Annotated in this window: 8 protein-coding genes; 5 read left to right on the plus strand and 3 right to left on the minus strand. The window is 66.9% G+C overall.

Features of this window, described 5'->3' with window-relative positions:
- Positions 1–272: 272 nt before the first annotated feature.
- Genes CPH63_RS22125 through CPH63_RS06905 form a run of 3 tightly spaced genes read left to right on the plus strand, consistent with a single transcriptional unit; the run spans position 273 to position 2,537 of the window.
- Complete coding sequence (locus tag CPH63_RS22125) at positions 273–599, plus strand: TadE family type IV pilus minor pilin (RefSeq protein ID WP_157749347.1); 327 nt, start codon at positions 273–275, stop codon at positions 597–599.
- 23 nt (positions 600–622) lie between these two features.
- Positions 623–1,030 (plus strand): Rv3654c family TadE-like protein, encoded by a 408-nt coding sequence (locus CPH63_RS06900; protein WP_256385834.1) that lies wholly within the window; start codon positions 623–625, stop codon positions 1,028–1,030.
- Between the two features lie 7 nt (positions 1,031–1,037).
- Complete coding sequence (locus CPH63_RS06905) at positions 1,038–2,537, plus strand: bifunctional phosphatase PAP2/diacylglycerol kinase family protein (RefSeq protein WP_096304994.1); 1,500 nt, start codon at positions 1,038–1,040, stop codon at positions 2,535–2,537.
- Here the strand turns inward: CPH63_RS06905 and CPH63_RS06910 are convergent.
- Complete coding sequence (locus tag CPH63_RS06910; protein ID WP_096302202.1) at positions 2,482–3,276, minus strand: phosphatase PAP2 family protein; 795 nt, start codon at positions 3,274–3,276, stop codon at positions 2,482–2,484. The two genes, CPH63_RS06905 and CPH63_RS06910, sit on opposite strands and share 56 nt — an antisense overlap.
- Positions 3,277–3,350: 74 nt before the next feature.
- Here CPH63_RS06910 and pcrA point away from each other — a divergent pair, with 74 nt between their 5' ends.
- Positions 3,351–5,723 (plus strand): DNA helicase PcrA, encoded by a 2,373-nt coding sequence (pcrA, locus tag CPH63_RS06915; protein ID WP_096302203.1) that lies wholly within the window; start codon positions 3,351–3,353, stop codon positions 5,721–5,723.
- Between the two features lie 10 nt (positions 5,724–5,733).
- Here pcrA and CPH63_RS06920 read toward each other — a convergent pair whose 3' ends face one another.
- Together CPH63_RS06920 and CPH63_RS06925 are read right to left on the minus strand one after the other, a co-directional pair.
- Entirely contained in the window at positions 5,734–7,350 is a 1,617-nt protein-coding gene (locus CPH63_RS06920) for a DUF2079 domain-containing protein (protein WP_096302206.1), read from the minus strand.
- The gene (locus CPH63_RS06925) at positions 7,347–8,738 is read right to left on the minus strand and encodes a glycosyltransferase family 87 protein (protein WP_096302208.1); all 1,392 of its coding nucleotides are present in this window, start codon (positions 8,736–8,738) and stop codon (positions 7,347–7,349) included. Before CPH63_RS06925 ends, CPH63_RS06920 begins: the two co-directional genes overlap by 4 nt.
- A 733-nt stretch (positions 8,739–9,471) precedes the next feature.
- Here CPH63_RS06925 and gltB point away from each other — a divergent pair.
- Positions 9,472–14,028: a glutamate synthase large subunit gene (gene gltB / locus CPH63_RS06930; RefSeq protein ID WP_096302210.1), complete on the plus strand. Its 4,557-nt coding sequence runs from the start codon at positions 9,472–9,474 to the stop codon at positions 14,026–14,028.
- Positions 14,029–14,048: the final 20 nt, after the last annotated feature.

A 14,048-nucleotide genomic window follows, 5' to 3' on the forward strand; every position in this document is an offset into this window, starting at 1 on the left:
CAGTCAGTGAGTCGGTTGACGATGCAGTCGGTCAGCATTGGGTGTCTGCCGGGCCGCTTCGCCGGGTGTGGAGATTGCTTGCGTCTTCGACACTAGGCACGCCGGGAAGGCAACTGCAACCAACTTTGGACAATCGACCAGGATTGAGGTCATTCCGCCTATGGATCGCCCGACCCCTGACATTGCGGCCATTTCGTCGGTGTAAAGAAAATGAGGATCGCGCCGGCCGGGTCGAGCAAAACTGGCTAAAAATAAAGGGCCGCGACGCAGGAATGGTCACCGCTGAAGTCGCGGTCGCCCTTCCGGTGATGCTGCTCCTGCTTGGCGTCGGGCTGGGCGGCATCAGCGTCGCTCAAGCCCAGGTCCAGGCGCAGGACGCAGCGAGGGAGGCGGCCCGCGCCGCCGCTCGCGGAGACTCGGAGATGGTCTCGGCGGCGGTCAGGTCGCTCGGTCCCGGGGCCGAGCTGCAGTTGAGCCGGTCGGCCGGGATCGTCTCAGCGCGGGTCACGCTCGCCTGCCATCCACTCTCGAACGTGCTGCCCTCGATCACCCTCGTCGCCAGCGCTGTCGCCGCAGACGAGCCGGAGATCGCGCCGTGAATCCGGTGGCGAGCCGAGTGCCCGTGCCGCCGGCGTCGCCAATCGGGTCGCGCAGATCGGGTTCTGAGCGCGGCGCCGGGGTGGTGTGGGTGGTCGCCTTCTCAGCGGTGCTCCTCCTGCTCGCGACCGTGGTCGCGGTTCGTACGACGGCGGTCCTGGCGCGGCATCGAGCCGAATCCGCAGCCGACCTGGCGGCGCTGGCGGCCGCCACCAGAATCGGGGTCGGCACCGACGAATGCGACGCAGCGCGGATGGTCGCGGCCGCGAATCGAGCCGCGCTGGTCGGATGTGACCTCACCCTGGACTCTGACGGGCGCAGCGGCGAGGTCCGGATAGTGGTGCACCTTCCGGTGCAGCTCGGCCTCGGCCTCGGCCATCAGTTGGTCACCGCATCTGCTCGGGCGGCACGATTGGCGCCAACCGGTGGCTAGAGTCAGGATCGTGCATAGACCGATTCAGCGTGGACGTGGATTGCGACAGATCACTGAGGGCCTCGGGTCGCTGGATCGCGAGGTTTTCGAGGCGGTGGCGAACTCGCCCAGCCCGCTGCTGGACAACGTCATGCCCCGTCTCACCCGAACCGCTGACCACTCGAAACTCTGGTTCGCGATCGCCCTTGCTTTAGCCGCTTCCGGGCGGCCTTCAGCTGAGCGGGGAGCGGCCCGCGGTGTAGTCAGCCTGAGCATCGCCAGCGCCGTCACCAATCAGGTCGCGAAGCGGCTCCGACGTCGGCCTCGTCCGGTCTTCGATTCGGTTCCGCTGGCTCGCCGGGCCGCCCGATTGCCCACCTCCAATTCGCTTCCGTCCGGGCACTCGGCCAGTGCGGCCGCCTTCGCGGTCGGAGTCGGTCTGGAGAATCCGGCGCTGGGGCTCGGACTGGGCGTTCTCGCCGGATGCGTCGGTGTCTCGCGGGTCGCCACCGGGGCGCACTACCCAGGCGATGTGCTGGCGGGTCTGAGTATCGGCGCCGGGATCGCCGTACTCGGCGCGAGGTTGGTCCCGCCGATCGTCCCCTCCAAGATCTCGGCCGCCGAGCCCCTGAGGGTCGAGTGCCGAGCCCGGCCGAAGGGAGCCGGCCTGATCGTGGTCATCAATCCGGAGTCGGGCAGCGGCAGCGGTACGCGGGTCGTCAAAGAATTGCGGGCCGAGCTGCCCGAGGCGGAGATCGTTGAACTCACGCCGGATGACGACGTGCTCGCAGTTCTTCGTTCCGCCGCCGAACGGGCTGAAGTCCTCGGCATCGGTGGCGGTGATGGCACCGTCGCCGCCGCAGCGACCCTAGCGATCGAGGCAGACGTTCCACTGGCGGTCTTCCCGGCCGGAACCTTCAACCATTTCGCCAAGGACATCGGTTGCGCGAAGGTGGCCGACGTGGTCGCCGCGGTACGCGCCGGTTCGGTCTCCCGGGTTGACGTCGTTCGGATCAATGACGATGAGGTGCTGTTGAACACGGCCAGCATTGGTGCCTACCCGGCCTTCGTCCGCACCCGTGAGTCGCTCGAATACAAGATCAGCAAGCCGTTGGCCGGCGCCTGGTCGATGCTGCACACGCTGCGCAGTGCTGATCCGGTGCGAATCGAGTTCGACAACAAGGTGATCGATACGTCCTTGTTCTTCTTGGGGAATGGGACGTATCTGCCCTCGGGCTTCGCGCCGTCGCGGCGGCTGCGGATGGACGACGGGCTCCTCGATGTCCGGATACTGGATGCCGGGGCGCGTCTGGCGAAGCTGCGCACGCTCGTATCGCTCGCGTTTGGGCGCCTGGAGCGCAGCCGGTTGTACCACCAACTACTGGTGCCGGAGTTCACCTTCACAGCGACGGAAGGCCCGACCACCGTGGCCCACGACGGGGAGGTGGGATCGAAGTACCGACAGGCTCGATTCAGCGTGGAATATCGCGCTCTGCAGGTGTTTCAGCCAACGACCCGGCTGGGTTGACCGGTCCGGCTGGGTTGGTCGGCACTGCTTGGTTGGTCGGCACTGCTTGGTTGGTCGGCACTGCTTGGTTGGTCGGCACTGCCTGGTTGGCCGGCACCGTGAGCTGGATCGGTTCCGGTCGAATCATCAATAGACAGGCGAAGTACCAGAGGTACCCCAGCGCCCATCCGGCGAGCACATCGGTCGGGTGGTGCACGACCAGCGCGACCCGGCCGAACCCCACCGCCAGAACGAGCAGTGCGCTCCCGCCGACGACGCTGAACCGGACAGCGGGGTGCCGCGGAGTCAGCAAAGGCCAGAAGATCGTCAGCAGGCTCAACACCCCGACCATCACGCCCACCGCATGTCCGGAGGGGAAGGCGGAGCTGAGGGCGGCGGTCAGCTGGCCCGGTGGTCGTGGTCGGTCGGCAAGATTCTTCGCCGCCTGCGCCACCGGCCCGCTGAGCCCGATGCTGGCCAGCAGAAAGAGGGCCGCCGACCAGTTCCGGCGCAGCAGCGCCAGTACCACGGCCAGCGCTCCGAGCAGCCGGAATGCATTTGGTCCGGCGATAGTGCAGAGGTCGGCCCAGAACCGGACCCACCCCGGATGATCGGTGCCGAAGTCGCGCATCCAGTCGAGCGTGTTGGTATCCAGGGACTCCACCCAGGCCCACTGCTGCCGGTACCCGATCCAGGCAATCGCGTAGACGACGGCCGAAAATGCGGCCAACGAACTGAGCCATCTCCAGCGGCGCGTCATCGAGGCTCCGATCTGATTGCCACGTTTCGCCGGTCGCCGTTCTGTCAGTCCGCACCCGTACGCTGGATACCGAGATGAGTGATCAAGTCATACCTAGTCATACCCCAACGATCCCCCGTCCGAACGGGGATCAGCACCCTTCGGCGGCGGAGCGTGTCGAAGCGCTGCTCGACGGGCTCAACCCACAGCAGCGCGAGGCGGTGACCCACGAAGGTGGGCCGCTGCTCATCGTCGCCGGCGCGGGCTCGGGAAAGACCCGGGTGCTCGCCCATCGGGTCGCCTACCTGCTGGCCGCCCGTCATGCGACACCCGGTGAGATCCTCGCGATCACCTTCACCAATAAGGCCGCGGCCGAGATGAAGGAGCGCGTCACCACGCTGGTCGGGCCACGGGCCCGAGCGATGTGGGTGAGCACGTTTCACTCCATGTGTGTGCGCATTCTGCGGGCCGAGGCCAAGCATCTGGACTTGAAATCCTCGTACTCGATCTACGATGCGGACGACTCCCGCCGCCTCATCACGCTGGTCACCCGAGAACTGGACCTGGACCCGAAGCGATATCAAGCTCGCAGCCTGGCCGGCCAGATCAGCAACCTGAAGAACGAGCTGGTCACGGCCGCGAAATGGGCCGACCAGGCCAGTACCGCGCCGGAGAAGGTGCTGGCCGACGTCTACACGCTCTACCAGCGACGCCTCGCCGAGGCCCATGCGCTGGACTTCGACGACCTCATCATGACGACGGTGCAGCTGCTGCAGCGGCACCCGGACGTCGCCGAGCACTATCGACGTCGCTTCCGGCACGTATTGGTCGACGAGTACCAGGACACCAATCACGCGCAGTACGTCCTCGTGCGTGAACTCACCGCCCCAGTCGAGGGGCACGAGCCGGGCGAACTGGTCGTCGTCGGTGATGCCGACCAGTCGATCTACGCCTTCCGCGGCGCGACCATCCGCAACATCCTCGAATTCGAGCGCGACTACCCGAACGCGACCACCGTGCTGCTCGAGCAGAACTACCGCTCCACCCAGACGATCCTCAGTGCGGCCAACGCGGTGATCGCGCGCAACCCGGACCGCCGGCCGAAGAACCTCTGGTCCCAGGCCGGCGCCGGTGAACCGATCCTCGGCTACGTCGCGGAGAACCAGCACGATGAGGCGGCCTGGGTTGCGCAGCGGATCGACGAGCTGAGCGATGACCACAATCTCCCGCACTCGGCGATCGCCGTCTTCTACCGCACCAACGCGCAGTCACGAGTCTTCGAAGAGGTCTTCATCCGGGTCGGGATGCCCTACAAGGTCGTCGGCGGAGTCCGCTTCTACGAGCGGCGCGAGGTACGGGATGCACTGGCCTACCTGCGGGTGCTGGCCAACTCCGATGACATGGTCAGCCTGCGGCGGATTCTGAACACCCCGCGCCGCGGGATCGGCGACCGCTCCGAGGCGTTCCTGGAGCGTTACGCCGATCAGGAGCGGATCTCCTTCGGGGCCGCCCTCGACCGGGCCGACCTCATCGGTGGCATCAACCCCCGCTCCCTCAACGCGATCCGTGACTTCGCCGCCATGCTCACCGAGTTGAGGGCGGTCGCGGTGAGCAGCCCGCCCAGCGAACTGCTGGAGGCGATCCTCGACAAGACCGGGTACCTCAAGGAGCTCGAGGCCAGTCACGACCCACAGGACGAGGGGCGCGTCGACAACCTGCGCGAGCTGGTCAACGTGGCGCGCGAGTTCGAGGAGCAGCGCGAGGGCAGCGGCGAGCCGGCTGACCTTGACGCCTTCCTGGAGCGTGTCTCGCTGGTCGCCGACGCCGACTCCATCCCCGATAGCGACGACAGCGGCGGGGTCGTCACGCTGATGACCCTGCACACCGCCAAAGGGCTGGAGTTTCCGGTCGTCTTCCTCACCGGTCTGGAAGACGGAATCTTTCCGCACATGCGCGCCCTGAGTGACAACGACGAGCTCGCCGAGGAGCGGCGACTGGCCTACGTCGGAATCACCCGGGCCCGGGAGCGGCTTTACCTGAGCCGGGCGCTGAGTCGCAGTGCCTGGGGGAGCCCGCAGTGGAACCCGCCGTCCCGCTTCCTGGATGAGATCCCGGCCGAATTGGCGAGCTGGAGCGGTGCCGTCGATCGCAAACCATTCGTCAACAGCTACGGCGACGAGCCGAGCAGCGGGCGCTACTCCGATCACGGGTACCGTGCGGCGTCCCGCCCATCGGCCCAGGAATCACTGGCATCCTCCCGGCTGGCCTCCGGCGGGCTGAAGGGTGGCGTCGGCAATCGTGCCGTGCTGGCGCTCTCGCCGGGCGATCGGGTCACCCATGACGGTTGGGGGCTCGGGCAGGTCGTAGATACCCGCGGCAACGGTGAGAACGCGCAGGCCCAGATCGACTTCGGCAGCTCCGGCGTCAAGTGGCTGGTGCTCCGCTACGCCAAGCTGGAGAAGATCTGAACCGCTAGTTTTACGGGTGATTCTTGCCGACACCGAGGGGTCGGCACTCCGGCGTGGGGCCGCTGTAGTCCGGCGACTGCAGTACCACCATCGAGCCGTCGGTGAAGACCGGTTTGTAGCCACGGGCGATCGCCGCCGCGTAGACAGACTGCGGCGTCGCGGCCGGTGGGTTGCCGCCGACGTCGCGGACCGACATATCGAGGGCGATGAAGTCGGCCGTCCAGTTCTGGGTATTGGCCAGCGAGACGTAGTTCCGGTTGGTCAGGTGGGGCACCAGCGTGTTGGCCGCCTCGACACAGGTGTTGGCCGGCAGGAATTCCACCGTGGCCATCTGGGCTCGAACCGCCGCGGTGATGGCCAGGGTGACCTCGTCGCGCGTCTTGGTGATCGGCGTCGGGCCGGCCGTCGACGGGTTCACGATGAGCAACACCGGGAAGACCACCAGCCAGGCCGCGAGGGCCAGCCGACCCCAGTGCGCCCACCGGGCGCTCGAGAAGAGACCCAGCCGAGCCGCCCCGTCCAGGGTGGCCAGCGTGAGGATCAGCCAGGGCAGCGCGTTGTAGTGGAAGTGCGGCTGCCAGAGGTTGGCCCGTGAGTTGAAGAAGCGTTCGGCCAGCAGTGGCACGGCCAGGATCGAGTAGCGCGAGCGTAGCGGGAGGAAGGCGAAGGGCACGACCAGATACAGGATCGTGGTGAGCTTGGTCTGCGGGCTGACCAGCAACTTCGCCGCGGTGAGTGGATGCTTCACGATGTTGCCCAAGGCCTCGCCGACGCTGTTGCCGAGGGCGTCGTACTGGCTGCCGTAGGCGAAGGAGTGCCCACTGGCGAAGTGCGGGATGATCACCGCGGTTGAGACCAGGTAGGCCACGATGCCGGCCGCGATCAACGCCACTGCGGGCCAGCGCCGGCGCCACCAACTGCCTGTCGCCGGGCTCGGATTCGCGGCGGCTGGCTGCGCGCCCGCCGGGTCCGGCGGGGATTCGCGAACGCCCTGCAGAATCCGCAGCACTCCGAGCAGCGCGACGACGACCCCCATGTCTTCGCGGACGCCGAAGAGCAGCAGCGACCAGATGAGCAGCGAGCGGTCGTCGCGCCGGTCGAGGGCGTCGATGGCGAAGGCAAGTAGCGGCGTCGCGAAGGCGATCTCGTGGAAGTCGAAGTCGATGAGCGCCATCACCGGCCAGCCGAGGCCGTACGCGGCGCTGATCAGCAGCGACAACCAGCGACTGGTACGCCGCGCTGCGAACCGGTAGACGATCGGAATCGAGGCGCTGATCAGCACGGCCTGCGCGATGATCAGCATGTCCGGGTTGTCCCAAACCCAGTAAAGCGGGGCGAGCAGTGCGATTATCGGATGAAAGTGGTCGCCCAGGACGTCGTAGCCCGGGCCTTTGAGGGCCACCATCGGCGCCTTGAAATGGGCGTAGGCCCGCACCGCCTGGTCGAAGATGCCGAGGTCGAAACCGGTGGTGCGGTAGCTGCGCTGTTCACCGATACCGTGCCACAGGTAGAAGGCGAGGCAACCCAGCGTCAGCGCCAGTAAGGCCGGCGAGTGGCGCAGGGTTCGAAACCAGCTGGGCGTGTGCTCCTCAGCGGTGGCCTCGCGGCCGGCGACTTCGTCGATCACTCAGACGTCCGGGCGGCCGGAGCGCTGGCGGCGTCGGCCGTCTCGGCGGCCAGTTCCGCCTCGCTCGCCTGCTGCGCCTCGTTGCTGTGCGAGGTGTGGCTCCAGGCCTCCTTGCAGACGAGCCAGGTGATGTACAGCAGGATGATGTTGCGGGCCGCCAGCAGCAGCGTGACCCAGAACGTCTGTTCGCTGATGTTCATCAGCTTCGAGTATTTGACCGGGTAGATGACATGCGTGATGACCGCCGCCGCCATCAGCCAGCGAGCCGCCTGCTGGGCCACCCCGCCCGACTCGTGGGCGGCTCGGCGGAAGATGAGCAGCGCCGCCAACGGTCCGCCGAGCCAGACCAGATACTGCGGGCTCAGGGTCTTGTTGGTGACGGTGATGAGCATCGCGGCGGCCAGCAGCAGCCACCCCATCGTCTGAGCGGACACCTCTTTCATAGTGCGGGCCCGCACGACCAGGATGCCGAGAAAGATGAGCGCGGCGATCGTCGCCACTGTGGTCAGTGTCAGCACGGTCGAGACGGCCGGTCCGAAGATCTCTGCTGACTTGTACTTGCTGGGGTGGACCTGCCAGATCCCATGGGGATGCACGCCTCGTAGCAGCATCAGCGGCACGGCCGGGACGGATTCGATCTGCAGGCCGCGGGCGTCCTGCCAGCTCAGCGGTGAGATCGAGCGACCAACCCCGCCGATGAGCAGGCAGATCGCGGCGATTGCGGCGCCGGTGGCCAGGAAGGAGGTGAGCACCTGGCGCTGACCGGCCCGGCGTACCAGCAGGATCGGCAGCATGATCGCCGGCCAGAGTTTCAGGGCGGCACCGAACGCGGTGAACATTCCGGCGATCGCGGGGCGACGTACTGCGGTGAGTACGACGCCGGCGGCGAAGGCAGCCGGCAGGAGGTCGAAGCGGAAATAGGCCATCGGCCCGATCGCCGGCAGGAACCACAGCCAGAAAGTGACGGCCGGCCCCCGGGTGCGCCGGCTGGCGACCCAGAACAGACGGGTTAGCGCCGCGTCGACGGCCAGCATGCTCCCGACGAAGACGAGGGCGAATGCCGTCGGGTTCAACCAGCCCGCCGCGAACTGCGGTACCAGGATGCCGAGCACCGGTAGCGGGTACTCCTGGAGCGTTTCGCGTACCCCGCCGCCGTCGAACATGCTCTGCAGGCTGCGCGCGTAGTAGGCCACGTCACCGGCCACCACACCCTCGATCCAGACCAGAAACGTCACGACGAAGGCCCGGGTGGCGATCCAGGCCAGCGCCAGCGCGCGGCCGGAGTCAGGGTCGGTCAGCTCGACCGGGAGCGGCGGAATCCCCAGACGTCGCAGCGTTCTGGAGCCCGGGACCGGCGGAGACGACCCGTTCAGCGCCGTGGTCGCCATGTCCCCCTCGCGGTGTGTGTGCCCGTCTGCGTGTCCCAGCGTGGCTGAACGTGAGCTAACAGGTCAAATCTGTGGTTCGACCAAGTCCGGACCGCACGGACGGGTAACCCGAGACCCGAGCGGGGCGGTCCGTGGTGCAGGTAACACGTACCTGACTTTACAGGTACCGGACGTACCGCTAAGATCAAGTTTGTTGAAAGGAGTGATCCCAATGATCGCTACAACGGCCAGCATGCAGATCCTCGTAGTCGTCGCCATCGTGGCGGCACTCGCGATCGCCATCTTCGGCGGCAGCCACCAGCACTGAGCGGAAGCCGCTTGACTGAGCGGCTGCCGCTCCCAAAACCACCTATATCGGCCCAGATGACCCACCGTCGAGCGCTCTCCCCGAACCGGGCGCTCGCGGTGGGTCATTTACGTCGGCGGGGTCTGTCCGTCAGCGGGCCTCGTATCTCAGCCGGGTAGGCAGACGCTGGGCGACGTACCCGCGCTGGTGTTTCTCGTCCCCCATCAGGCACACTTAACTGCTCGCCCTCCATGACAATCAACGGTGATTGTCCGGTTACCGGGTAGTCCGCAACCCTTGCGGATTTACTTGATTTTCATCACCCTTAATCTGCTCGACTCAATGCGTTCGACGCATCTAAGCTCTCCCGGGGTCAACGGCGTCCCTTTCGGTGATCAGCGTGAATGTCTATGCAGTTGCACTACCTGCACATCATCAGGGAGAAGAATGCCGACCAACCGACCCGCCCAGCAGGGGCTATACAGCCCGGCGAACGAACATGACGCCTGTGGTGTCTCCTTCGTCGCCCAGATCGACGGAGAGCGCACCCACCGCCTCGTCGATCAGGCTGTCTCCTCGCTGTGCAACCTGGAGCACCGGGGTGCCACCGGCGCTGAGCCGAACAGCGGTGACGGCGCCGGCATTCTCATCCAGGTCCCCGACCGCCTCTTCCGGGGCGACGTCTCCTTCGCCCTCCCGGCCGCCGGTGCCTACGCCGTAGGCCTGGCCTTCCTGCCGGCCGACGCCATCGCCGCGAGCGAGGCCCAGGACGCGATCGGCAAGATCGCCGACACCGAGGGCGTCACGGTCCTCGGTTGGCGCGACGTCCCCACCGACGCCGTCGCCGCCGACATCGGCGCCACCGCGCTCGCCGTCATGCCATCCTTCAAGCAGCTCTTCCTCAGCTCGCCGGAGGGGCTGACCGGAATCGAGCTCGACCGCAAGGTCTTCGTGGTGCGCAAGCGGGTTGAGCACGAGCTGCGGGCCGCGACCGGTGATGCACTCGTCTACTTCCCGTCGCTCTCCTCGCGCACGCTGGTGTACAAGGGAATGCTGACGACACCGCAGCTCGCGCCGTTCTTCACCGACCTGCTCGACGTGCGCACGGAGTCGGCGATCGCGCTGGTCCACTCACGCTTCTCCACCAATACCTTCCCGTCCTGGCCGCTGGCTCACCCGTACCGCTTCGTCGCGCACAACGGTGAGATCAACACCGTGCAGGGCAATCAGAACTGGATGCGGGCCCGCGAGTCGATGCTCGCGTCGCCACATTTCGGTAACGAGATCGACCGCATTCTGCCCATCTGTACGCAGGGCGCGTCGGACACCGCCCGCTTCGACGAGGCGCTCGAGCTGCTTCACCTGGGCGGCTACTCGCTGCCGCACGCCGTGCTGATGATGATCCCGGAGGCCTGGGAGAACCACGCCACGATGGACCCGGCTCGTCGCGCCTTCTACCGCTTCCACTCCGCCATGATGGAGCCGTGGGACGGCCCGGCCTCGGTCGTCTTCACCGACGGCACGCTGGTCGGTGCGGTACTGGACCGCAACGGCCTGCGCCCGAGCCGCTACTGGGTCACCGACGACGGCCTGGTCGTGATGGCCTCAGAGGTCGGGGTCCTCGACATCGCGCCCGAGAAGGTGATCCAGAAGGGCCGCCTGCAGCCGGGAAAGATGTTCCTCATCGACACCGCGGCCGGCCGGATCGTCGACGACGAGGAGATCAAGTCCTCGCTCGCGGCTGAGCACCCGTATCAGCAGTGGCTGGACGAGAACGTGCTGCACCTCGGTGACCTTCCCGAGGTCGCGCACAAGGTCGAGGCAGCGGCCGACGTGCGCCGCGAGCAGCAGACCTTCGGCTACACCTACGAGGAGCTCAAGTTCATCGTCGACCCGATGGCCAAGGCGGCCTACGAGGCGCTCGGGTCGATGGGCACCGACACCCCGCTGGCGGTGCTCTCCAACCGACCGCGGCTGATGTTCGACTACTTCGCCCAGCTCTTCGCCCAGGTCACCAACCCACCGCTGGACGCGATCCGCGAGGAGCTGGTCACCAGCGTCGGCCGGATGGTCGGCCCGGAGGGAAACCTCCTGGAGCCGACACCGAAGAGCGCTCAGCTGATTGAATTGAGCCGTCCGATCCTGCACAACGACGACCTGGTGAAACTGGAGCAGGTCGGCCGCACCCACCCGCATTTCCGGAGCAAGCGCATCTCCTGTCTCTACCGGGTCGCCGACGGCGGCCCCGGGCTGCGCGAGGCCATCGAGCGTATCCAGCGCGAGGCCACCGAGGCCATCGCCGCCGGGTACAGCCTGCTCATCCTCTCCGACTGGGGCTCGTCGCAGGAGCAGGCACCGATTCCGTCGCTGCTCTACACGGCGGCCGTGCACCACCACCTCATCCGCAACAAGACGCGGACCCAGGTCGGCCTGATCGTCGAGACCGGTGAGGCCCGCGAGATCCATCACTTCTGCCTGCTCATCGGCTTCGGTGCCGCGGCGGTGAACCCGTACCTCGCCTTCGACTCCATCGAATACCGGCTGCGCAACGAGTCGATCGTCGGACTCTCCTTCGAGCAGGCCGTCGAGAACTACATCAAGGCGGCCAGTAAAGGCATCCTCAAGGTCATGTCCAAGATGGGCATCTCGACCGTGGCCTCCTACACCGGTGCGCAGAACTTCGAGGCGATCGGCCTAAGCGCCGACGTCGTCGACGAGTACTTCACCGGCGCGGTGAGCCGCCTGGGTGGCATCAGCCTCGACACCGTCGCCGAGGAGGTACGTCGCCGGCACGCGCAGGCTTACCCGGCGCGACCGAGCGAGTTGGCCCACCGCGAGCTGGAGTACGGCGGCGAGTACCAGTGGCGGCGTGAGGGGGAGTACCACCTCTTCAACCCGAAGACGGTCTTCAAGCTGCAGCACTCCACCCGCACCGGCCAGTACAGCGTCTTCAAGGAGTACACCGCGCTGGTCAACGACCAGTCCGAGAACCTGGCCACCCTGCGTGGCCTCTTCCGGCTGCGCACCGATGCCGTCACGGCCATCCCGATCGAGGAGGTGGAGCCCGCGTCGGAGATCGTCAAGCGCTTCTCCACCGGTGCCATGAGCTACGGTTCGATCTCGGCTGAGGCGCATGAAACGCTGGCGATCGCGATGAACCGCCTCGGCGCCAAGTCGAACACCGGCGAGGGCGGCGAGGACCCGGAGCGCTTCCTGCCGATGGCCAACGGCGACTCGAAGCGCTCGTCGATCAAGCAGGTCGCCTCTGGTCGTTTCGGTGTCACGTCTCAGTACCTGACCAACGCCGATGACATTCAGATCAAGATGGCGCAGGGGGCCAAGCCCGGCGAGGGTGGCCAGCTGCCCGGGCACAAGGTGTACCCGTGGGTGGCCAAGACCCGTCACTCGACGCCCGGCGTCGGACTCATCAGTCCGCCCCCGCATCACGACATCTACTCAATCGAGGATCTGGCCCAGCTGATCCACGACCTGAAGAACTCGAACCCGGCGGCGCGCGTGCACGTGAAGCTGGTCGCCGAGAACGGGGTCGGAACCGTGGCCGCCGGGGTGGCCAAGGCGAAGGCCGACGTCGTGCTCATCAGTGGTCATGACGGGGGTACCGGTGCCTCGCCGCTCACCTCGCTGAAGCACGCGGGCGGTCCCTGGGAGCTCGGTCTGGCCGAGGCTCAGCAGACGCTGCTGCTCAACAACCTCCGCGACCGGATCGTGGTGCAGGCCGACGGCCAGCTCAAGACCGGCCGTGACGTCCTCATCGCGACCCTGCTCGGGGCCGAGGAGTTCGGCTTCGCCACCGCGCCGCTCGTCGTCTCCGGCTGCGTGATGATGCGGGTCTGTCACCTCGACACCTGCCCCGTCGGCGTGGCGACGCAGAACCCGGTGCTGCGCGAACGGTTCACGGGCAAGCCGGAGTTCGTCGAGAACTTCATGCTCTTCATCGCCGAGGAGGTGCGCGAGCTGCTGGCGTCGCTGGGGCTGCGCTCGGTGGCCGAGGCGGTCGGGCATGTGGAGCTGATCGACGCGGACGCCGCGATCGACCACTGGAAGGCAGCCGGCCTCGACCTGTCGCCGATTCTGCACCTGCCGGAACTGGCGGAGGGAACCGCGCGTCGCAATACCACCACGCAGGACCACGGCCTGGACGCAGCGCTTGACCGCACGCTCATCGAGAGGGTCGGCTTCGCGCTGGCCGACGGTGAGAAGGTCCGCTTTTCACAGCGGATTCGCAACGTGAACCGGACGGTCGGCACCATGCTCGGCCACGAGCTGACCAAGCTGCACGGTGGCGAAGGTCTGCCCGACGACACGATCGAGATCGACTTCACCGGCTCGGCCGGCAACAGCTTCGGGGCCTTCCTCCCGCGGGGCATCACGCTGCGCCTGCATGGCGACGCCAATGACTACGTCGGCAAGGGCCTCTCCGGTGGGCGCATCGTGATTCGCCCGGAGGACGCGTCGCCGTTCTCGTCTGAGGAGAACGTCATCGCCGGCAACGTGATCGGCTACGGGGCAACCGGTGGCGAGGTGCTGCTGCGGGGACGCGTCGGTGAGCGATTCTGCGTGCGAAACTCCGGCGCGACCGCAGTGGTCGAGGGCGTCGGTGACCACGGCTGCGAGTACATGACCGGCGGCCGTGTGGTCGTGCTCGGCCCGACCGGGCGCAACTTCGGCGCCGGGATGTCCGGTGGCATCGCCTACGTCTACGACCCCTCCGGCACCTTCCCGGCCCTGCTGAACCGCGAGATGACGACGCTCGAGGAACTCGACGAAGCCGATCGCATCTTCCTGCGGGACATCATCATCAAGCACGTGACGGAGACCGGTTCCGACGTCGGCGAGCGAATTCTGGCGATGGGGGATGGAGAGATCTCCAACTTCGCCAAGGTGATGCCGACCGACTACCGCAAGGTGCTCAACGCCATCTCGGCCGCCGAAGCTGAGGGGCGTGACGTCGACGAGGCGATCATGGCCAGCGCGCGCAGCTGACCTGCTCCGAACCCCCTGCT

It is taken from the genome of Jatrophihabitans sp. GAS493, from assembly GCF_900230215.1.
Classification (GTDB): Bacteria; Actinomycetota; Actinomycetes; order Mycobacteriales; family Jatrophihabitantaceae; genus MT45.